Origin of the sequence: Streptomyces vilmorinianum, from assembly GCF_005517195.1 — a bacterium.
In the GTDB taxonomy this organism is placed as follows: Bacteria; Actinomycetota; Actinomycetes; order Streptomycetales; family Streptomycetaceae; genus Streptomyces; species Streptomyces vilmorinianum.
In genome coordinates this window covers 4,600,216-4,620,694 of record NZ_CP040244.1, presented here as the reverse complement: position 1 = coordinate 4,620,694, position 20,479 = coordinate 4,600,216, and the positions used below count along the sequence as shown (strand labels likewise).

Sequence of the window (20,479 nt, the reverse complement as noted above, 5' to 3'; positions counted from 1 at the left end):
GCTTCCGAATCTTCTGCCTAGGTTCGACCGCACCGGTACGCCGGGCACGAGAATCGGGACGGGGTCACAATGCCAGTTGTAGCACTTCCTCGCGGCCAGGGCCCCCGGCGGGGTGTCAGCGGAGTTCGTGCCGGTCCGCCCAGTCGGCGATGGCCCTGGCGAGTGCGAGGGGCTGGTCCTCCGGGGTGTGATGCCCGGCGACCACGTCGTTGTGTTCGATCTCGAGGCCGGCGATGTTCTCCGCGCACCAGTCGATGATCGCCTGACCCATCATGACACCGGGGCCGGGCGCGAAGGTGACGAGCAGTTTGGGCACGTCGTCGCTGGCCGACAGCCACCTGTCGTAGGCGTGGATCCTGGCCACGACATCGGTGGGTTCGCCTCCCAACGGCATCGATCGCGGCCACTGCAGCAGAGGGCGGCGGCTTTCCCTGGTGAGGTAGGGGCGCCGGTAGACATCCAGGTCGGCCGGGTCGAGCGGGGTGGCGACGGTGCCGGGCAGCGCCTGCTCGATGAAGGCGTTGTCGTCCAGGAGCATGGCCTCGCCGACCTGGGGTGTCCTGATCGCCCGGAACAGCGTGCGGCCGCCCTCGGGGAACTCCTCCCAGGTCATCGGTTTGACGATGGTCTCGGTGAACGCGATGCCGCGCACGCGTCCGGGATGCCGGGCGGCCCAGTCGAAGGCGAGGGCGCCACCCCAGTCGTGTCCGACCAGCACCACGTCTTCGAGGCCGAGCACGTCGAACCAGGCGTCCAGATAGCGGGCGTGGTCGGCGAACGTGTAGGCGATGTCGGGTTTACCCGACTCGCCCATGCCGATCAGGTCCGGGGCCAGGAGCCGGCCCGGTTCGCCGACGGCAGGGAGGACGTTCCGCCACAGGTGGGAGGAGGTGGGGTTGCCGTGCAGGAAGACCATCGGCGCACCGGCGCCGCGCTCCTGGTGGAACATGGTGGAGTCGAGTACAGGCCGAACGGGCACGGCAACTGCTCCTGTCGGGTGTTGAGGTTCATCAGGCGGCCCACCGGGCGGGACGGTGGCGTGGTCAGGCGAGGCGGAGTTCACCGGAAGGCGGGGGCGGTGCGTGCGGCCCAGTCCGCGAAGGTGCGCGGCGTCCGGCCCAGGACGCGCTCGACGGCGGGGCTGGTCTCCTGTTCGGCCGGAAGCGGCCGGCCGAGGATGGCGAGGGTGCCCTCCACCACCGGTTCGGGCATGAACGCCAGCATCTGCGCGCGCGCCTCGGCGCGGGTCTGCTCGATGAAGCGCACGGGCGTCCCCAGGGCGTCGCCGATCGCCTCGGCCCGCTCGCGCGGGGTGACCGGAGCGGGGCCGGTGAGGTCGTACGTGCTGCCCGCGTGGCCGCCCTCGCGCAGGACCATGGCCGCGACCTCGGCGACGTCCGCCGGGTCGACCGTGGGAAGCCCGACGTCGCCGAACGGCGCGGCGGCCGTTCGGTGCGCACGGATCGACTCGGCCCACGCGAAGGCGTTCGAGTTCAGCCCCCCGGAGCGCAGGATCGTCCAGTCGAGGCCCGAGCGGCGCACGGCGTCCTCGAACGCCGCGGGATGGCGGTAGACCTCCGGCCGCGTTCCGGCGCCCTGGGAGGAGAGCAGGACGACGCGCCGTACTCCACCCGCCCTGGCCTCGTCGAGGATGCCCTGCGGGTCCTCGCCGGCCACGAGCAGGAACAGCGCATCGGCCCCGTCGAGAGCGGTGCGCAGACTCCCCGGATCGGCGAGGTCGGCCCGCACGTGCCGTACAGCGTCGGGCCATTGCGCCGGGCGCCGGGAGACGGCGGTCACCTGTTCACCGGCCCCGACGAGAATCCGCACCAGCTCCTGGCCGACGTTCCCCGTCGCACCCGTCACGACAATCATGTGGACCCCCACGAGTTAGTTAGTTGACTGACTGAGAAGGGAGCCTAGTCGACGACCTGCCGCGCGTCTACAGTCAGTCAGGTGACTCACTCAAAAACGTCCCGGCGATCATCGGGCAAGCGGGAACGGCTGGCGGCCGCCGCGGCCAAGGTGCTGCACGAGCAGGGCGTCGAACAGACCACGCTCGCCGACATCGCCCGAGCGGCCGACGTCCCGGTCGGCAACGTCTACTACTACTTCAAGACCAAGAACGAGCTGGTCGAAGCGGCGATCGACGCGCACGCGCAGAGCCTGCGGGGCATGCTCGGCGCTCTCGACGCGCTCCCCACCCCCCAGGACAGGCTGAAGGCGCTCCTGAACGGCTGGGTCGAGCAGCGCGAGCTGACCGCCCGGTACGGCTGCCCGACCGGAAGCCTCGCCTCGGAGCTCGACAAGCGGGCCGACGGCCTCGACGAGGCCGTCGCCAAGGTCATCCAGGACCTCATCGACTGGGCCACGGCGCAGTTCCGGGCGATGGGACGCGAGGACTGCCGCGAACTCGCGGTCGCCCTGATCGCCGCGTACCAAGGGATCTCGCTGCTCACCAACACCTTCCGCGAACCCGAGCTCATGACCGCCGAAGGGCGCCGCCTGGAACGCTGGATCGACTCGCTCGCCTGACGTACCGGCGGCTGGTTCGGCGTGTTCTCGGTCGGTCACGATCCACGATTCCCGAGGTAGGCCCTTGACGCGTGGGCGGCAAACCCGAGGTTTGACTTGGGTGTTGGGGAGCTTGATGATCACTGCTGGGTCGACCCGCCCCTACGCACAGACCACCACCATCCGAGGGCCGGAACAGCGTTCATGACATCCCCGACAGCAGCCCCCCGCCGCCGCGTTCCCGTGGGGCTGATTCCTCTGGTGTGGACTCTCGTCCTCGGCTCGTGGGGGTTGTCCCGGCAGGACAGTGTGTGGCGGGACGAGGCAGCGACCTGGCAGGTGGCCCGACGGTCCACCGCCGACATCATGTGCATGCTGGAGCAGGTCGATGTCGTGCACGGGCTCTACTACCTGCTGATGCATGGGCTGTTCGAATGCTTCGGGCCCAGTACCACGGTCTTGCGGCTGCCCTCCGTGCTGGCCATGGCGGTGGCGGCGGCCTGTGTGGCGGTCATCGGTCAGCGGCTGGCCGGAACCTGGGTGGGCCTGGGGGGAGGGCTGGCGTTCGGGCTGCTTCCCGCCGTGCAGTTCTACCTCCAGGAGGGACGCCCGTACGCACTGGTCGCGGCCGGGGCCGCGATCTCGACACTGCTGCTCGTGACCGTCCTCCAGGGGCGCGGCCGGGCGATGTGCTGGGTGGCGTACAGCGGCACCGTCCTCGTGTGCGGGCTGCTGAACTGGCTCTCGCTGATGATTCTGCCGGCGCACATGGCGACCCTGGTGTGGGCGCGGGCCGGGCGCGGGGTGTGGGTACGCTGGGCGGCGGCCTCGGCAGCCGCCACGGTGTGTGTGCTGCCGTTGATCCTGTTCAGCCGGAGCCAGTCCGACCAGGTGTCCTGGATACCGCCGCTGACCTGGCACATGATGATCGGCCCCGCGATCCTGCTCGCGATCGGCGGGCTCGGAGCCCTGCTGGACCGGCCCCGGGTGGGCCGACTGTCGGTGGCGGCCGTCGGGCTGCCGCTTCTGGCGGTGCCGCAGATCGGACTGATCGGCCTCTCCCTGATCCAGCCGCTGTTCCTGGACCGGTACATACTGTTCAGCCTGCTGGGTCTGGCGCTGCTGGTCGGTGCGATCCTCGGCGCGGCGGTACAGGCGGCCGCGCCGCGGTTCCCGAGGGCGTCGATGTGGATTCTCCCCGTGGTGGTCGCCGTGGCGGTGGTGGCACTCCTGCCGCAGTCGCTGGCCAAGAGGTCCCCGGTGAGCCGGGTGGACGACGTCCTGGCGATAGCGGCGGAGGTGCGGCAGGTGGCGCAGGACGGGGACGCGGTGATCTACATACCGGCGGCGCGGCGGGACACCGGTTTGGTGTCACCCGACGCCTTCGCCGGTCTGCACGACATCGCGCTGGCACAGAGCCCTGAGGAGTCCGGAACGCTCAAGGGCGTGGAGGCGAGCCCTGATCGGATCCGGGCCGCGATGCTGAGCCGGCGGCGGATCCTCCTGGTGACGGACGCACGGCAGGTGGCGAAGCCGGTGGCGGCGGAGCGGGACAAGGTGAAGACCTCTGTCCTGAAGGAGTACTTCACTCCGGTGTCGGACGAGCAGGTCCGTGGTCGGAGGGTGACGGTGTACGAGCGTCTCGCGCCGGCTCGGTGACGGGCGCACGCGCGAGCCGCGGCAGATAGCGCGGCACCCTCTCCCGGTAACGCCGGAACTCCTCGCCGAAGGCGCCCGTCAGCACGCGTTCCTCGCGCAGCACCTCCCCGTGCATCCATGACCCGACCGGAACGAGCGCCGCGACGGCCCAGCCGGAACCGCCGGCGAGTGCCGCGCCGAGGTGGAGCAGGGCCCAGCCCGCGTACATGGGGTTCCGGCTGACGGCGTACGGCCCGAGGACCACCAGCTGCGCGGGGCGGGCGAGGTCGACCTGCCGCGCGGCACGCACCGACCGGGCGATGAGGTGACCGCCCGCTCCGATCAGAGGCATGCCCAGAAGGACGTGCGCGGATCGCGGTCCCGGCAGGACCCACGGGTGTCGCCGGTGCAGCAGCACGGCGACGGCCAGGCCCAGGAGATGTGCCTCGGGCACCGGCACATTACTCATCCGCCACGACGGCCCCCGGGCCCCTGCGGCGTTCTCGGCGGCCATGACCCGTCCCTCCTGACCGGCCCCTCCTGAGCCGTCCCTCCTGCCCGTCCTGTTCCCATCGTGTCGCTCCGACCGCGCTGCTCGCACGTCGGAGGTGCCCGAGATGGTGCTGGTGGCCGTGTCGCTGGTGTTCCAGCCCGCGGTGATCGACACGCCGGGGGAAGAGGTCGAGCACGGAGCCGTAGTTCGACCAGCTCGCCTCGGCGTCCGTGCTGCTCGTGGCGCCGACCCGCGGGCAGCGGCGGCGGTGATCGCGGCGGCCACCCTCGCGGGCGACGAGGAGGAGGCGCCGCCGCCTCCTCATGTAGGCGGCGCGCCTTGGGTGGGGCGGCGCGCGGCTGTGGGGGGTGCGTGTGGTGGCCACACACACGGCCGGGAACGGTGTGTTCCGCTCCCGGCAGATTCAGAACACTGGCAGCTCTACGGGCGTAGATCAAGGGAGTTGAGGCGCTGTCATGTATCCGTCATAGAGCGGCAATCGAACTCCTGTCGAACCCACAGGAAGTGACGGGAAACGGGTGGTCGGGTGGCCGGGAAGCAGCCCCCGGCGCGGGTTCGCGATGCATGCCACCGCGTCGACCCGGCGCGGACGAGGTCGCGGAGGGACTCGCTCCGATGTCGGCCGCACGGGCCGGAACTCCCGGTTCCCAGGGGGTAGTAATCGCTTTCTGTCCCCGGCATGCTGTCGGCCACCGCGCCGACCCCCGGGCGCTCATCCTCCGGAGGTTCCTCCCCCATGCACTCCTCCGTTCCCGTCCCCGTTCCCGTCCCCGCCTCCCTGCTGTCCCGCCGAGGTCTGCTGCGCGCGGCCCTGGGCGTCGCGGCTGTCGCGCCGCTCGCGCCACCGGTCGCCGCGGCACCCGCGTACGCGGCCGTGGCCGCCGACGCGTACGACACGCTGCGCCTGACGTGGCGGGACCTCCTCCTCGGCACGAACGTCGTCCCGACCGCCGAGCCCTTCGCCTCGAAGCTCGCCGCGCTCGGCGCCGCCGCCCGCGATCTGCGCGCCGCCATGGCTCCCGCGACCGGCTCCCTCTGGCCGGACCTGCCCTACGCGGACCCCGAGCCGGACACGGACGCCGAGTCGTACACGTACTCCGGCAACCTCAACACCAGTTACCACCGCCTGCGCACCCTCGCCGAGGCGTACTCCCAGCCCGGCACGGGCCTCACCGGCGACGCGGCCCTGCGCGCCGAGATCCTCGCCGGCCTCGACCACCTCCACGACCAGGCGTACAACGCGAGCCAGGCCCGCTACGGCAACTGGTACAGCTGGCAGATCGGCATCCCGCAGGCGCTGCTCGACATCGACGTCCTCCTCTACGACTTCCTCGGCGCCGCCCGGATCGCCGAACACTGCGCCGCCGTCGACCACTTCGTCCCCGACAGCGCCGTCGCGAACTACACCGGCACCTCCACCGGGGCCAACCGGGTCGACCTGTGCCGGGTCCTCGCCCTGCGCGGTGTCATCGGCAGGTCCTCCCCGAAACTCTCTCTCGCACGGGACGCGCTCTCACCGGTCTTCCCGTACGTCACCACCGGCGACGGGCTCCACGCCGACGGGAGCTTCATCCAGCACACGTACGTCCCCTACGCGGGGTCGTACGGCGCCGTCATGCTCGGCGGTCTCTCGATGCTGTTCGCCCTGCTCAAGGGCTCTGCGTGGGAGGTCACCGACAGCGGCCGGCAGGTCGTGTTCGACTCCGTCGAGAAGGCGTACGCGCCCTTCCTCTTCAACGGCCTGGCCATGGACGCCGTCTCGGGGCGGGCGATCAGCCGCGGCGTGCAGAGGACGGACACCAGGGGCGTCCGCCAGGACGACCATCTGCGGGGCCACGCGATCATCGCGTGCGTCGCGCTGCTCGCGCGGAGCGCGTCGAGCGCGGAGAAGGCCCGCTGGGACGGGATGGTCAAGGGCTGGATCGCCCGCGACTACTACAGCCCGCTGCTCACGAGCCCCGCGCTCGGCGTCTCCGCGCTCGCGCGCCTCAAGACCGTCGCCGACGGGACGGCGGCGGCGAGCCCCGAGCCGACCGGACACCGGCTCTTCCCCGGCATGGACCGGTCCGTGCACCGCCGCGCCGGCTGGGCGGCCGCGCTCTCCATGGCGTCGAACCGGATCACGTACTACGAGAACGGCAACGGCGAGAACCTGCGCGCCTGGCACAGCGGCTCCGGCATGCTCTACTGGTGGGGGGACGACTTCGCCAACGGCCAGTACAGCGACCACTTCTGGCCGACCGTCGACCCCTACCGACTGCCCGGCACCACCGCCTCCCGCAAGCCGCTCGCCGACGGCGAAGGCGGCGTCTGGGGCGCGGCCCGGCCCGACGTGCGCTGGGTCGGCGGGACCACCGACGGGACGTACGCGGCCGTGGGGCAGTACCTCAAGGGCCTGTCGTCCACGCTCCTGGCGAAGAAGTCCTGGTTCTTCCTGGACGACGCGGTCGTCTGCCTGGGCGCCGGGATCCACGGCCGCGACGGCGCCGGCGTCGAGTCGGTCGTGGAGAACCGCAACCTCGGCCAGTCCGGCGTGCACGCCTTCACCGTCGACGGCGCGGCCCAGCCGACCGCACTCGGCTGGAGCGCCACCCTCACCGGCGCCCGTTGGGCGCATCTCGCCGGACACGCCGGCTACGTCTTCCCCGGCGGCGCCTCGTCCCTGAAGGCCCTGCGGCAGGCCCGCACGGGCGCCTGGTCGGACATCAACAAGGGCGCCGTGACCGATCCGGTGACGCGCCGGTACCTCACGCTCTGGTTCGACCACGGCACGGATCCGACCTGGGCGGCGTACTCCTACATCCTGATGCCGGGGGCCGACCAGGCGCAGACGGCGGCCCGCGCCGCCGACACGGGCTGGCTCACCGTCCTCGCCAACACCAACGAACAACAAGGCGTACGGGTCCCGGCGCTGGGCTTCACCGGGATCAACTTCTGGTTCGGCGGCACGGTCGGCGACGTCACGGCCGGGGCCCCCGCGTCCGTGCTGATCCGGGAGTCCGGCACCACCGCCACGGTCTGCGTCTCCGGCCCCCTGCGCGACGGGGCGACGATCGACCTCACGTGGCACCGGCCCGTCTCGGCCGTGCTGTCCAAGGACGCGACGGTCCAGGTGCTGGCCACCGGCTCCACGCTCCAGCTGCGGATCGCTCCGGGGACACTCGCCGGCACGCACAAGGCGGTGGTCGGGCTCGCCTGACCTGCGGGGCCGAACTCCCCGCACCCGGCGGGGAGTTCGGCGCACGTCACAGCCGGTCTACCAGATCGCCTCGATCCACTCCGGGTGGTCGATGAACGGATTGCGGTTGCCCTGGTACGTGTTGTAGATGACGTCGTTGCGTCGTTCCTCGAAGGCGCTCGGCGGGTCCTGCTCGTTCCACTGCTTCAGGACCGAGAGACGGCCGTGGTAGGGGACGCTGCCGTTGGAGACCGAGTCGTTGGGCTCAAGGTCGGCCCAGGCGTCGTCGCCCTCGTAGCGGACGGCCATGTAGAGGATCATGCGGGCCACGTCGCCCTTGTCCGCGTCGCGCGGCTCGAAGGAGTTGGTGTCCGTGTAGCTGCCGGGCGCGCCGCTGACCGCGCTGCCGCCGTTGTCGAAGTCCTTGTTGCCGCGGATGCTGTTGACCTGGACGTCCGCGGGGCGCAGATGGTGCAGATCGGTGCCGGGTCCGGCCGAGGTGCCGAAGCTGCCGTGGGACTGGGCCCAGACGTGCTCGCGGTTCCAGTCGCCCACGTCGCCGCCGCTGAGTGCCTTGCTGCGCGAGGTGCCGCTGTACAGCAGGATCACGTTGCCGCTGTTGTTCGGGTCCTGGTCGGTGACCTTCAGCGCGTTCCAGACCGCGTCGTACGAGATCTTGCTCTGGCCGCTGATGATGGTGTGGAGCGAGGACTTGAGGCTCGTGCCGGTCTTGCCGATCGCGTTCTTGTAGTACGTGCTGTCGTAGGCCGTGGTCGTCGCGCTCGCCGGAGTCGCGGCGACCGTCGGAAGGGTGAGGCCGATGAGGACGGCGGATATGGCTGCCGCCAGCGCCTTCCATCTGCCTGTCTGCACAGCGGACATGGGGGGTGCCCTTTCCCGGGGACGGACGCGCCGGAACGCGGCATCCGGCTCAAGGACGCCGCGTTCTACGCGTGTTGAGTTCTCGCAAGCGGGAGAGTGGCATGGGGAAGGGGCCCGCTGTGTAACCGGGAGAAGGCTTTTCTGTGACGTTCTCGCATACGACGTAACCCCACTCCGTCGCGCGGGTGGCCGGCCCCCGCGGCGCCGCGTAGGGCCGCGTCCGCCGGGCACCCGCGGGGTGGTGAACGGAGGTGAGCCCGATGGCGTGGCGGCTGCGGCTGACGCTGCTCGGGGTGGGGGCGATGAACTCGCCCCGCTTCGCACCGGCGGGCCTGCTGGTCGCCCACCGCGGCCGGCGGGTGGCGCTCGACGCCGGCCCCGGAGCGGATCCGCCGCGGCGGCTGGACGCCTGGCTGGTCACCGACGAGCACGCCGAGCTCCGTTCGGCCCTGCGGCGGATGGCCGCGGAGCGGGACGTCGAGCCCCGGATGGGTGAGGTGAGGCTGGGCGACCTGCGCATCGGCGCCTTCGAGGTGGTGCACACCTCTCATCCGACCTGCGGGTACCGGATCGAAGCCGGCGGGAGGGTGGCGGTGTGGGCCCCGGAGTTCTGGGAGTTCCCGTCGTGGGCGGGCGGCGCCGACGTGATGTTCGCGGAGGCGGCGGGCTGGGACCGGCGGATCAGGTTCCGGGGCGGGGTCGGCGGCCACGCGTACGTCCTGGAGGTCGGGCGCGAGGCGCTCCTGCACCGGGTACGGCGTCTGGTGTACGCGCACATCGGCCGCCCGTGCCTGCGGGCGATGGACGCGGGGCTGCGGCCCGAGTGGGGTGAGTGGGGCCGCGAGGGCCGGACGTACACGCTGAGCTGCACCGAGTGACGGCGGGGCTCGGCGCATAGTGCCGGCGGGCAGGGGTAGCCGGGCATTGAAGAACGCTCCCACAGCGGGAGGAGCTCCGGTCATGAACGTCAACGACGAGACTCCCCGCGTGGTCGTGGGCGTCGACGGCTCCCCGGACTCGTACGACGCCTTGCGGTGGGCGGTGCGGCACGCGCGGCTCATCGGCGGGACGGTGGACGTCGTGGCCGCCTACGACGTGCCGGGAGCGGTGGGACGATCCGCTCCGCCGGTGTCCGCCGCCTTCGACGAGGAGCAGGCCCGGCAGGCCCTGTCGGACGAGATCCGGACCGTGCTCGTGCGGGCCGGTGAGGTTCCGCTGGTGGAACACGTGGTGCGGGGCAACCCGGCCAAGGTGCTGATCGGAGCGTCGGCGGGGGCCGAGATGCTGGTCGTGGGCAGCCGGGGCCGGGGCGGCTTCGCCAGCCTGCTCCTGGGCTCCGTCAGCCAGCAGTGCGCCCTGCACGCGTCCTGCCCCGTCGTCATCGTCCGTCCGGACGTCATGGAAGCGATGGAGGCCACGGAGGCCACGGAGGCCACGGAGGCCACAAGGGCCACGGAAGCCACGAAAACCACGGAGCACGGCCCGTCGTAGTCCGTTCCGCGGAGGTCGGTTCACGATGAACGCGTCGATACCCCTCGTCTCCCTCGCGGGCGGTCCCCTGCTCATCCCGGCCGACCGGGTCACGGGTCTTCTGCGGCGACTCGCCGCCGGATGGCTGGCGTCGACGGACGCGGGCGAGACGGACCTCGACCCCGGGACCGTGCTGGCCCTGGCCGGAGTGCTGAGCGATGTGGCCGATCAGATCGACGCCGAGTGCATCGCCTTCCTCCCCGTACGGGGTGAGGGAGGCGGCACGTCGCCCCCCTGAGGCCGCAGGCCGCGCTGAGGCGTCAGGGGACGACCGGCCACCCGACGGCCGGCAACTCGTCGAGGGCGAACAGACCGCCCTCCGGATCCCGCGCCACCACCTGGACGTCGTCCGTGACGATGCCGCCGCCGTGCTCGACGACCGCGGCCCTGGCGGCCTCCAGGTCGGGGACCTTGAAGTGGACCAGCCAGCGGGGCCGTGACTGCGGGGCGGGGGACCCGCTGTCGACCGGGCCGCTGTTCAGCCGTGCCACCGCCTGGCCCTCGTGCCGCAGAACGACCTGATCCTCCTCGTACGAGACCTCGCAGCAGCCGGGGCTCCCGTCGTCAGCCCACTTGAGCACCTTGCCGTAGAAGAACGCGGCGTCGAACGCGTTCCTGGTCTGCAGCTCGAGCCACGCGGGCGCCTCACCCTCACCGATGTGCCAGGTGGACAGGACGCGACCCTCCCAGACCCCGAAAGCGGCGCCCTCGAGGTCGGTGGCGAGCGCCGCGCGGCCGGTGGGCGGATACGCGACAGGGCCGACGCCCACGGTGCCGCCGTGGGCGCGAATGCGCGCCACGGCGGCGTCCGCGTCGTCGACGGCGAAGTACACCGTCCACGCCACGGGTACGGCGAACTCGCCGGCCACGGCGTCGATCCCCGCGACGGGCACGCCGTCCAGCTCGGCGACGGAGAACCCCCGCCCGAGGCTGCTGGTCGTGAAGGTCCAGCCGAGCACAGCGCGGTAGAACTCCTGTGCGGCGTGGAGGTCACGCGCCATCAGACTCAGCCAGCACGGCGCGCCGAAGACCTCCGCGGCCATCCGGACCACGTCAGGGCCCTCCCTTTCGCTGCGTGCCATGGCGTCGGGGTCTCAGGTGTTCACCCTGCTGTTGGGGCCGTCCTGGCCGTCGGCGGACTCGTCGTTGAACCAGTAGTCGCCGGCCGCCAGATAGCGGAAGGAGTGGCTGCTCTTGCGGGGCAGCGTGACGGTGACGGCCCGCATGGCGTCCTGCCGGGCGCGGAGGGGGTGGGCGTAGGGGTCCCAGCCGTTGAAGTCACCCACGACACTGACCGGCCCGGGAGGGGTGTCGGCGGGGAGCACGAAGGTGATCTCGGTCCGGGTCTTGCGCTGCTTGCGTTCGAGCACGGGAGTGTCTCCTGTCGGAGCCGGAAGAGTGGGGAGCCGCGCACCATCCTGCTCCCGCGCCCTCCCTGCCCGCACGTCAACACGGCCGTTCGGTCACACGGCCGGACACCACCGGGTCGACGTGCTGCGGCAGATGGCTGAACCTCCGCCTCACGCTCAGGGGGCCGATCAGTCGACATACGATTCCAGCGTGCCCCGACGCCGGATGTCGAGGGTCGCGCAGTGGAACGAGCCGCCGAACGGCGCGTAGTGCAGAAGGTCGCAGGGGATCGGCTCGAATCCCCAGCGTTCGAGCGCGCGCAGGGTGTCGGTGTGGTGCCGCTCGGCGATGACCCGGGTCTCGTCGACCATGAGGACGTTCATGTTGAGCCATTTGCCGCACATCGAGGTGATCCTGAGCAGGTGCTCGTCGATCGGGTTGGGCTCGGGGGCGATCAGGATGTCCCACGAGCTCAGGACGTCGGGCAGGCGGTCGACGTCGATGTATTCCGGGTTGACCAGTGCCTTGCCGGGCGCGAGCACGAGGAACGTCGTATCGATGTGCATGGGCGTACGGCAGCGGCTCTCGATCTCGTGGATGCGATAGCCCGGTCCGAGATGGCGGCGCAGCCACGCGATGCCCATGCGGTTGGTGACATTTCCCCGCGTGACGAAAAGGTCGCGTCCCGCGCGCATGAAATCCGCCGCGTCGAACACCGGCTCGAACTCGGTGAGGATGTACCGCATGGGCTCGCCGACTTCGGGTATCCGGAAATCCGCGTCGAAAAGCGCGTCGGTGAGCTGCGGCTTCGGCGCCGATGTCCAGCGCGCGCCCCGTAGGAAATAGTCCTTCAGGATCTCGCGATAGGAATGGGTCTCGAAATATCGGCACGGCCACGCCATCGGTGTCTCGATGATCTCGTCGCCGACCACGAGCATGCTGTCGCGTGGGCAGGCGTTGCAGAAACCGCGCGACGACCAGTGCGGGGTGGCGAAACGACGCCTGTGGTCGACCGCGTCGGGACGCCTGACCGTGATGTCCAGGGACTCCAGCAGAGCGATGAACTGATCGAGCTCCTCCTGCGCGCGCTCGACCAGCCTGCGCGGATATCTGAATCCGCCGGCAACCCCCTGCATCCGGGCGGCCCAGGGCGGCATGTTGCAGGCCACGACCGGATGATCGCCGGGGATCGTCGCACCTTCGAGGCGCCCGACGATGATCTCCTCCAGCGGGTCCCAGTCATTGTGTGAATTCACCGGCGACAGGGGAGGTTCGGCGGCGTTCGCGGGGGTGTCCGACGGCACCGCCATACGCGTGGTCCACCCTTCGATCCCAGACGTCAGTCACTCGTCATCATGACCATATTACTGAAAGTGATCGCACAAGGGGCGGTGGAGTCCCTCGGGCATTCGATCGGTCACCGGGCCGTACCGCTGAAGCTGAGCGGTGAGCCCGTGACGTTCACGCCCTGGCTCTGCAAACCGTCGATGGATCTGGTCGCATGGTGAACACCGGCGGTGAGGCCGTCTCGCTGCCCGGGGCACGTACGAGGAGAGGCGGTCCGTGATGTCGGACGACCAGAGCAGGAACCGGCCCGTGCTGGAGCCGGCCGCGGCGGAGCTCGCCGCGGCGACGGCCGGGCCGCCGTTCCTGTACGAGATGCCGGTGAACGACGGCCGCAAGGCCGTGGACGAGCTCCAGTCCGGCGCGGTCGCGAAGCCGGAGGTCGACGAGGAGTGGGTGACCGTCGAGGGCGGCCCGACCGGCAGCGTCCGGGCGCGGATCGTCCGCCCGGCGGGACACGAGGGCGGCCCCCTGCCCGTCCTCGTCTACCTCCACGGCGCCGGCTGGGTGTTCGGCAACGCCCACACCCACGACCGTCTGGTGCGCGAGCTGGCCGTCGGTGCCCGCGCGGCCGTCGTCTTCCCCGAGTACGACCTGTCGCCCGAGGCCCGCTACCCGGTGGCGATCGAGCAGAACTACCTGGTGGCCCAGTGGATCGGGCGCGAGGGCGCCGCGCACGGCCTCGACCCGGCCCGTGTCGCCGTGGGCGTGGACGCACTCCGCAAGGCCCTCCACGGCGTCTGACGCGGCGTCATCCGCACCCCGACGGCCGCGGCGGCGCTAACCGCGGGCGGCGGCCAGGACCCGCTCCTGGTGCACGCGCAGGTGGAGGGTCGCCAGATCGAGGAGGGGGGTCGGCACCTCCAGGGCGCGGGCCCGGGCCACCAGATCGCCGAAGAGGTGCTCGACCTCGGTCGGGCGTCCGGCCACCAGGTCCCGGTACAGGGACGGGACCATCGAAGAACCGGTGGCGGTCACGATGTCCAGCGTCGTCGTCCGCTCGGACTCCGGTACGGGACGGCCCGCCGCGGCCGACACCGCCGCCGCCTCCGCCAGAACGGCAGGGCCCAGGTCCGCGCCGCCCGGTACGGCGTTGACCTCTCCGACCGTCCCGCGCATCAGGCTGGTCACCGCGCCGAAGGTGGTGATGAAGACCCACTTGTGCCACATCGAGGTCAGCACGTCCTCGGGCACCAGGGCGTCGATGCCGGCCTCGCTCAACACCGCCCGGATCTTCTCCACTCGGGGCGAGCGCGACCCGTCCTGCTCGCCGATCGTGAGGTGGGCGATCGGCGCGAGGCGGACGATGTCCCCTTCGTCGCCGAGGGTGGTGACCACCTTGGCGACTCCGCCGAGGACGGACCCGGAGCCGAAGCGGGCGTTGAGGGCGTCCATGTGGGCGAGCCCGTTGAGCAGCGGCACGATCGCCGTGTCCGGCCCGACGGCCGGGCCTATGTCCTCGATCGCCTGCTCGAGCGCGGTGGCCTTCACCGAGAGGAGGACGAGGTCGTACGGAGTGGTCAGCGCGTCGGCCGTGAGCAGCCGGGGCTCCAGGGACCACTCCTCGCCCCGGCCGGTGACGCGCAGACCGCGCTCGCGCAGCACCTCGGCGCGCCGCGGACGGACCAGGAAGGTGACGTCCTGTCCGGAACGGGCCAGGAGGGCTCCGAAATAGCCTCCTGTGGCTCCGGCGCCGACGACCAGGATCTTCATGAGTGTGGACCTCTCGTGGAGCGTGCTGTACGCGATGGGGTGAGCAAGGGCTGGAGCAGGCGGTGCGGGCGGGCGAGGGCCGCCGTCACCGGGTCGGCGTCCTCGGCCACGGGAGCGAGCCCGGGGCCGGGGGTCACCAGGATGTCGCCGACCGGGACCGGGGCGCCGCAGCCGGTGCAGCGGCCGTCCCCGGCGATCGGGGCGTCGTCCGTGGCGTGGCGGAACACACGGCGTGGGCCGCCGCCCGCCGCGTAGAACTCCTCGCCCCAGGAGGTGAGCGCCCGGACGGCGGGCCAGAGGGCGACGCCCTTGGGGGTCAGCCCGTAGACCTCGCGGCGTCCGGTGTCGGGGAGGCGTTCGAGGACACCGGCCTGGGTGAGGGTGCTGAGCCGGTCGGTGAGGACGGCCCGGGGGAGGCCCAGATGGACGGCGAACTCGCCGAAGCGGCGCACCCCGTAGAAAGCGTCGCGCACGATCAGCAGGGTCCAGCGCTCGCCGATGATCTCCATCGAGCGGGCGAGGGCGCAGGTCTGACCGCTGTAGTCGCGCGGAAGGGGCATGGCGCAGAGAGTAGCGGAAAGAGTTCGGTGGTTGAACTGTTTTCGTGATGGGGGGCGCAGCCGAGGGGAGCGGGCAGATCAGGGGGATTAGGCTCGGCCCACGATGACGAAGACTCCGCGGACCGGGGGTGCGCACCCGGTGGAACCCAAGGCCGACAAGGCGAGCGTGCGGCGGCACAACCTCAGCCTCGTCCTGCGGACCGTCCACGAGGCCGGCGAGACGACCCGGGCGTCGGTCGCCGCGCACGTCGGACTGACCCGCGCCGCCGTCTCCTCGCTGGTCGAACAGCTCCTGGACCAGGGCTTCCTGGTCGAGTCGGGCAAGACCTTCAGCGGGCAGGCGGGACGGCCCGGAACGGTCCTGAAGGCCGCCGACACCGGCCCGGCCGGGATCGGCGTCGAGATCAACGTCGACTACGTGTCCGTGTGCGTCGTGGACCTCGCGGGAACCGACCGCGTCCGGGTCACCGAGCCCCTCGACAACCGCGCGGCCGCCGCCGAGGTCCTGGGGCGCGCGGCCCGGATCGCGGCGAGCGTGCTCGGACGCGCGGCGGAACGGGACCTGCGCGCGGCGGGCGTACGGCTCGCCCTGCCCGGTCTGGTCTCGGCCGGGACCGTCCACCAGGCCCCGAACCTCGGCTGGAACCGGGTCGAGGCCGACCGGCTCTTCGCCGCCGCGCTCACCGCGCTGCGCCCCGGCCGGTCCGAGCTGCCGGTCGCCTCGGACAACGAGGCGAACGTCGCGGCGCTGGCGGAGCTGTGGTTCGGCGCCCTGGGCGACGTACGCAGCTTCCTCCACCTCACGGGCGAGATCGGCGTCGGTGGCGCGATCGTGGTCAACGGTGAACTGCTGCGCGGCGCGCACGGCTTCGCCGGCGAGATCGGCCACATGGCCGTGGACGCGAACGGGCCGCTGTGCCGCTGCGGCTCGCGCGGCTGCCTGGAGCAGTACGCGGGCCAGTCGGCGCTGCTGCGCGCGGCGGGCCTGGAGGAGGGGGTGACGGGCCCGGGCGGCGTCGAGGAGCTGGCCCGCCGCGTGGAGGCGGGTGAGCCGCGGGCGGTGGCCGCCGTCGAGGAGGCCGGGCGGATGCTCGGGTACGCGCTCTCCGGCGCGGTGAACCTGCTCGATCCCGAGGTGGTCGTCCTCGGCGGGATCTACCCCCGTCTGATGCCCCGGCTGGGCCCGGCCGTCGACGCCGAACTCGCCCGCCGCGTGGTCTCCGGCCTCTGGACCCTCTCCGCCAACCGCCTGCGCGCGGCCTCCACCTCGACGGACGCGGCCCGCGGCGCGGCAGCCGTCGTCATCCGCCAGGTCCTGACGGACCCCCTCGCGTACGCCTCCTGAGCCCCCACCGGCAGGCGCCCGAGCCACCGCCCCCGACTTGCGGCCACCGACCGGCCGCGCCGAGCGACCGGCTGCCGAGCCGGCCGCGCTTGGCCCCACTGAGTCAGCAGTGCCGACCGGCTGTGCCCTGCCACCTCGCCGAGCGACCGGCTGCCGCTTGCAGTCGCCGAGCCGGCTGAGCCTGGCCGCTGCCGAGTCAGCAGCGCCGAGTCAGCAGTGCCGACCGGCTGTGCCCTGCCACCCCGCCGAGCGACCGGCTGCCGCTTGCAGCCGCCGAGCGGCTGCGCCTGGCCCGAGTCAGCAGCGCCGCGCCGGCCCCGCCCTGCCGGCGCCGCCGAGCGTCGGCGACCGACCCGCGGTGCGGTTGCCGAGCAGGCCGTTGCCTTGGCGCCGTCAAGTCAGCCGCCGAGTCGCCACCGCTTGGAGCCGCCGCGCCTGGCCGTCGTCCGCGTCAGCAGCCCCCAGCGCGGCCGCGCCTGGCCGCCGTCGCGAGCCGCGGCCATCGAGCCCGCGCCCGCGGTGCCGTCGCCGAGCCAGGAACACCGCCTCTGCGCCCCCACCCCAGACGCTCCGTCACCCGGCCTCCCGGACTCTCATCCCACTCTCACGTGGGCCTTATCCGGCCATCACCACGCGCGCCTAACTTCGCGCCCATGTTCTTCACCTACCTCCGGCGCGAGCTGCGCCGTCGCAGAAAGGCGGCGCTCGTCGTCGCCTCCGGGCTCGCGCTCGGGATCGCGCTGGTCATCGTCGTCAACTCCGTGGCCTCCGGCATGAAGCAGGCACAGACGCAGGTCCTCGAGTCCCTCTACGGCCTCGGCACCGATCTCACCGTCACCAAGGCCCGTGAGGAACCCAAGGCGGGCGAGCAGGCACAGCGGCCCCGGTTCGAGTTCGACGCCAAGGGGGACGGTGAGGAGCAGAGCAGCGACCGACTGATGGTCCAGGGCTTCCAGACCCTGCCCGCGTCCACCGTCACCACCGTCGCCGAGCAGGACGGCGTCGCCCAGGCCGTCGGCGGCCTCAGCCTCACCAACCTCAAGATCGACGGCGAGTTCAAGCGCGGCGAGATCCAGCGCGGCCAGGCCGCGCCCGCCCAGCCCGGTGGCCCGGGTGGCGGCTCCGGTTCCGGTTCCGGCTCCGGCAAGAGTGACACCGTCACCGGCGGTGGCGCCGCGTTCGACGTCAACTCCTTCACGCTCTACGGCACCGACGTCACCGCCCCCGACCTCGGCCCCCTCACGACCTCGGCCATCACCCAGGGCCGCACCTTCACGACCTCCGAGACCGACGCCAAGGTCGTCGTCGTGGACAGCGCCTACGCCAAGCAGGAGGGCCTCGCCGTCGGCAAGACCCTCACGGTCAAGGGCGTGACGTTCGAGATCATCGGCATCGCCACCGCCGACAGCGGGCAGCCCGCCGCGCAGGTCTATCTCCCGCTGAAGCAGGCGCAGACCCTGTCCGACTCCAAGGACAAGATCACCACCGTCTATGTGAAGGCCGCCGACTCGACCAGGATCGAGAGCGTCAAGAGCGCCATCCAGAAGAACGTCGCCGGCACCACGGTCACCACCTCCGCCGATCTCGCCGAGACCGTCTCCGGCTCGCTCGACACGGCCGCCAACCTCGCCACCAACGTGGGCAAGTGGCTCTCGTACGCCGTCCTCGTCGCGGCCGTCCTCGTCGCCGGGCTGCTCACCTCCTCCGCGGTCAGCCGCCGCGTGCGCGAGTTCGGCACGCTCAAGGCGCTGGGCTGGAAGAGCGGCCGGGTCACCCGGCAGGTCATGGGCGAGGCACTCGTCAACGGCGTGATCGGCGGCGCGCTCGGCATCGCCGTGGGCCTCGGCGGCGCCTACCTCGTGACCGCCATCAGCCCCACCCTCACCGCCGAACTCGGCGCCGGCGCCCTGACGGGCGGCGGCCCCGGCGGCGGCCGGATGCTCGGGGGACCCGGCCTGGCCTCCGTCCGCACGGGCGGCGCCGGCGGCAACTCCCTGGACATCGCCCTGACCGCGCCCGTGAGCGTGACCACCGTCGGCCTCGCCGTGGTCCTCGCCCTCGGCGGCGGGCTCGTCGCCGGTGGCTTCGGCGCCTGGCGCGCCTCGCGCCTGCGCCCGGCGGACGCGCTGCGCCGCGTCGAGTAACCCGAACCCCTTCCCGTACCACAGGAGTTGCACCCCCATGTACGAACTCACCGGCGTCACCAAGCAGTACCGCAGGGGCCAGGAGAGAGTCGACGCGCTCGCCGGGATCGACCTCACCCTCAGCCAGGGCGACCGTCTGGTCATCCAAGGCCCCACCGGCGGCGGCAAGTCCACGCTGCTGCAGATGCTCGGCGGCCTGGACCGGCCCACCTCGGGCAGCGTCATGCTCGACGGCGTCGACCTGGCGAAACTCTCGGAGAGCAGGCTGACGACCGTACGCAGCCAGAACATCGGCTTCGTCTTCCAGAGCTTCAACCTCATCCCCACGCTCACCGCCCAGGAGAACGTGGAGACCGCGCTCGTGCCGCTCGGCGTGAAGGCCGCCGAGCGCCGTTCGCGCGCCGCCGAGGCGCTGGAGTCCGTCGGCCTCGGCGAGCGGCGCGGGCACCTGCCCTCGGAGCTCTCCGGCGGCCAGCAGCAGCGCGTCGCGATCGCGCGCGCCCTGGTGAAGCGGCCCAAGGTACTCCTCGCCGACGAGCCGACCGGCAACCTCGACGAGTCGATGCGCGACGAGATCGTGGAGTTGCTCGAAGGCCTGTGGAAGGAGCATGGGCTGACCTTCGTGATGGTCACCCACGACAGCGCCATCGCCCGCCGCGCCCCGCGCCTGGCGACCATCCGCAAGGGCCGGATCACCCTCAAGGAGAACCGTCACGCCGACCCGGTGGACGCGTAGACCCCCCGGGGGCGGCCCCGCCATGGCCGCCCCCGGTGAGACCCGGATCACCACCCCCTCCGCTGTTCGGCAATGCCGACCGTCGTTACGGTGGCGGCCGATGCCCTCGGGTCGGGACCGCGGGCCCGGCCGCAGGAGTCGACGATGTTCACCTTCACCTCGCAGGACGGTGTCGAGATCCACGTCCACGAGTGGCTTCCCGCGGGGCAGCCCCGCGGTGTCGTCCAGATCTCCCACGGCATGGGGGAGCACGCCGCCCGCTACGCCCCGCTCGCCGAACACCTCGCCGGACTCGGTTTCGCCGTGTACGCGGGCGACCACCGGGGTCACGGCCTGTCCATGCACGCGGGCCCCGGTCACCTCGGCGACAACGGCTGGAACCTGCTCGTCGAGGACCTCGCCACGCTCACCCGGACCGCTCGCGAACGCCACCCCGGCGCGCCGGTGATCCTGTTCGGGCACAGCATGGGCTCGTTCGCCGCCCAGCAGTTCCTCCTCGACCACGCCGAACTCGTCGACGGCGTCGCCCTCTCCGGCACCACCGCCGTCGACCAGCTGGTCGTCGCACTTCTGGAGGCCGCCCAGCGGGCCCAGGAGTCGGGCATCGAGGACGCGGGTGTCTTCGACGCCTTCAACGCCGCCTTCGAGCCGGTCCGCACCGAGGCCGACTGGCTCAGCCGCGACGAGAAGCAGGTCGACGCCTATCTCGCCGACCCGCTCTGCGGATTCGCCGCCGACGACCGGGGGATGACGGACATGGGCGCCGCGGCCGCGAGGCTCGCCGCCCCCGAGGGCATCCCGGCGACGCTCCCGCTCTACGTCCTCGTCGGCGACCGCGACCCGCTCAACGCCGGACTCACCCTCTCCGACCTGCTGGTCTCCCGCTACCGCGCGGCCGGCCTCACCGACGTCACATACCGCACCTACGACGGCGCCCGGCACGAGGTGCTCAACGAGACGAACAGGGACGAGGTCGTGGCCGAACTCACCGCCTGGATCGAGCGCGTGGCCGGCTGAGTCACCCCAGACCC

21 protein-coding genes and 2 pseudogenes are annotated in these 20,479 nt (G+C 71.9%); 12 read left to right on the top strand and 11 right to left on the bottom strand.

Features of this window, described 5'->3' with window-relative positions; all coding sequences use genetic code 11:
- Positions 1-115: 115 nt before the first annotated feature.
- Together FDM97_RS21660 and FDM97_RS21655 are read right to left on the bottom strand one after the other, a co-directional pair.
- On the bottom strand, positions 116-979 hold the full coding sequence (locus FDM97_RS21660; protein ID WP_137992135.1) for a haloalkane dehalogenase: 864 nt from the start codon (positions 977-979) through the stop codon (positions 116-118).
- An 80-nt stretch (positions 980-1,059) separates the two neighbouring features.
- The gene (locus FDM97_RS21655) at positions 1,060-1,875 is read right to left on the bottom strand and encodes an SDR family oxidoreductase (protein ID WP_137992133.1); all 816 of its coding nucleotides are present in this window, start codon (positions 1,873-1,875) and stop codon (positions 1,060-1,062) included.
- Between the two features lie 81 nt (positions 1,876-1,956).
- Between FDM97_RS21655 and FDM97_RS21650 the strand changes: the two genes are divergently transcribed.
- Both FDM97_RS21650 and FDM97_RS21645 read left to right on the top strand, forming a co-directional pair.
- The gene (locus FDM97_RS21650; RefSeq protein ID WP_217510260.1) at positions 1,957-2,535 is read left to right on the top strand and encodes a TetR/AcrR family transcriptional regulator; all 579 of its coding nucleotides are present in this window, start codon (positions 1,957-1,959) and stop codon (positions 2,533-2,535) included.
- A gap of 183 nt (positions 2,536-2,718) precedes the next feature.
- On the top strand, positions 2,719-4,173 hold the full coding sequence (locus FDM97_RS21645) for a glycosyltransferase family 39 protein (protein WP_137992131.1): 1,455 nt from the start codon (positions 2,719-2,721) through the stop codon (positions 4,171-4,173).
- On the opposite strand, the gene FDM97_RS21640 is transcribed toward FDM97_RS21645, so the two are convergent.
- Positions 4,100-4,606, bottom strand: coding sequence for a methyltransferase family protein (locus FDM97_RS21640; protein WP_137992129.1), 507 nt, complete (start codon positions 4,604-4,606; stop codon positions 4,100-4,102). The genes FDM97_RS21645 and FDM97_RS21640 overlap by 74 nt on opposite strands.
- Positions 4,607-4,756: 150 nt before the next feature.
- Positions 4,757-4,954 (bottom strand): annotated as a pseudogene (locus tag FDM97_RS36560) (S8 family peptidase); the annotation flags it as partial.
- A gap of 448 nt (positions 4,955-5,402) precedes the next feature.
- Between FDM97_RS36560 and FDM97_RS21630 the strand changes: the two are divergent.
- On the top strand, positions 5,403-7,865 hold the full coding sequence (locus FDM97_RS21630) for a polysaccharide lyase 8 family protein (protein WP_137992127.1): 2,463 nt from the start codon (positions 5,403-5,405) through the stop codon (positions 7,863-7,865).
- Between the two features lie 57 nt (positions 7,866-7,922).
- On the opposite strand, the gene FDM97_RS21625 is transcribed toward FDM97_RS21630, so the two are convergent.
- Positions 7,923-8,726: an endonuclease I family protein gene (locus FDM97_RS21625; RefSeq protein ID WP_137992125.1), complete on the bottom strand. Its 804-nt coding sequence runs from the start codon at positions 8,724-8,726 to the stop codon at positions 7,923-7,925.
- Positions 8,727-8,986: 260 nt separating this feature from the next.
- Between FDM97_RS21625 and FDM97_RS21620 the strand changes: the two genes are divergently transcribed.
- The 3 genes from FDM97_RS21620 to FDM97_RS21610 all read left to right on the top strand — a co-directional run bounded on the left by FDM97_RS21620 (position 8,987) and on the right by FDM97_RS21610 (position 10,494).
- Positions 8,987-9,604: an MBL fold metallo-hydrolase gene (locus FDM97_RS21620; RefSeq protein ID WP_137992123.1), complete on the top strand. Its 618-nt coding sequence runs from the start codon at positions 8,987-8,989 to the stop codon at positions 9,602-9,604.
- Positions 9,605-9,686: 82 nt separating this feature from the next.
- Positions 9,687-10,217, top strand: a complete 531-nt coding sequence (locus FDM97_RS21615) for a universal stress protein (protein WP_137992121.1) — start codon at positions 9,687-9,689, stop codon at positions 10,215-10,217.
- Positions 10,218-10,242: 25 nt separating this feature from the next.
- Complete coding sequence (locus FDM97_RS21610; protein WP_137992119.1) at positions 10,243-10,494, top strand: DUF6213 family protein; 252 nt, start codon at positions 10,243-10,245, stop codon at positions 10,492-10,494.
- Between the two features lie 22 nt (positions 10,495-10,516).
- Here FDM97_RS21610 and FDM97_RS21605 read toward each other — a convergent pair whose 3' ends face one another.
- From FDM97_RS21605 to FDM97_RS21595, 3 genes are all read right to left on the bottom strand, one after another.
- Entirely contained in the window at positions 10,517-11,338 is an 822-nt protein-coding gene (locus tag FDM97_RS21605) for a VOC family protein (protein ID WP_137992117.1), read from the bottom strand.
- A 12-nt stretch (positions 11,339-11,350) separates the two neighbouring features.
- Complete coding sequence (locus tag FDM97_RS21600) at positions 11,351-11,626, bottom strand: isoamylase early set domain-containing protein (RefSeq protein ID WP_137992115.1); 276 nt, start codon at positions 11,624-11,626, stop codon at positions 11,351-11,353.
- A gap of 168 nt (positions 11,627-11,794) precedes the next feature.
- Positions 11,795-12,916: an amidinotransferase gene (locus tag FDM97_RS21595; RefSeq protein ID WP_137992113.1), complete on the bottom strand. Its 1,122-nt coding sequence runs from the start codon at positions 12,914-12,916 to the stop codon at positions 11,795-11,797.
- Between the two features lie 63 nt (positions 12,917-12,979).
- On the opposite strand from FDM97_RS21595, the gene FDM97_RS36880 reads away from it, so the two are divergent.
- Positions 12,980-13,114, top strand: coding sequence for a hypothetical protein (locus tag FDM97_RS36880; protein ID WP_284440298.1), 135 nt, complete (start codon positions 12,980-12,982; stop codon positions 13,112-13,114).
- A 58-nt stretch (positions 13,115-13,172) separates the two neighbouring features.
- Positions 13,173-13,670: pseudogene (locus tag FDM97_RS21590) on the top strand (alpha/beta hydrolase fold domain-containing protein); the annotation flags it as partial.
- A gap of 60 nt (positions 13,671-13,730) precedes the next feature.
- Here the strand turns inward: FDM97_RS21590 and FDM97_RS21585 are convergent.
- Together FDM97_RS21585 and FDM97_RS21580 are read right to left on the bottom strand one after the other, a co-directional pair.
- Positions 13,731-14,663: a ketopantoate reductase family protein gene (locus FDM97_RS21585; RefSeq protein ID WP_137992111.1), complete on the bottom strand. Its 933-nt coding sequence runs from the start codon at positions 14,661-14,663 to the stop codon at positions 13,731-13,733.
- Positions 14,660-15,223, bottom strand: a complete 564-nt coding sequence (locus FDM97_RS21580) for a winged helix-turn-helix transcriptional regulator (protein ID WP_137992109.1) — start codon at positions 15,221-15,223, stop codon at positions 14,660-14,662. The genes FDM97_RS21585 and FDM97_RS21580 overlap by 4 nt, the downstream gene beginning before the upstream one ends.
- A gap of 103 nt (positions 15,224-15,326) precedes the next feature.
- Between FDM97_RS21580 and FDM97_RS21575 the strand changes: the two genes are divergently transcribed.
- On the top strand, positions 15,327-16,568 hold the full coding sequence (locus FDM97_RS21575) for an ROK family protein (protein WP_137992107.1): 1,242 nt from the start codon (positions 15,327-15,329) through the stop codon (positions 16,566-16,568).
- A gap of 398 nt (positions 16,569-16,966) precedes the next feature.
- Here FDM97_RS21575 and FDM97_RS35940 read toward each other — a convergent pair whose 3' ends face one another.
- Entirely contained in the window at positions 16,967-17,128 is a 162-nt protein-coding gene (locus tag FDM97_RS35940) for a hypothetical protein (protein WP_175439195.1), read from the bottom strand.
- Between the two features lie 93 nt (positions 17,129-17,221).
- Between FDM97_RS35940 and FDM97_RS21570 the strand changes: the two genes are divergently transcribed.
- The 3 genes from FDM97_RS21570 (at position 17,222) to FDM97_RS21560 (ending at position 20,465) form a co-directional block, all read left to right on the top strand.
- Positions 17,222-18,712, top strand: a complete 1,491-nt coding sequence (locus FDM97_RS21570; protein ID WP_137992105.1) for an ABC transporter permease — start codon at positions 17,222-17,224, stop codon at positions 18,710-18,712.
- A 37-nt stretch (positions 18,713-18,749) separates the two neighbouring features.
- Positions 18,750-19,448 (top strand): ABC transporter ATP-binding protein, encoded by a 699-nt coding sequence (locus tag FDM97_RS21565; protein ID WP_137992104.1) that lies wholly within the window; start codon positions 18,750-18,752, stop codon positions 19,446-19,448.
- Between the two features lie 72 nt (positions 19,449-19,520).
- The gene (locus FDM97_RS21560) at positions 19,521-20,465 is read left to right on the top strand and encodes an alpha/beta hydrolase (protein WP_254705707.1); all 945 of its coding nucleotides are present in this window, start codon (positions 19,521-19,523) and stop codon (positions 20,463-20,465) included.
- Positions 20,466-20,479: the final 14 nt, after the last annotated feature.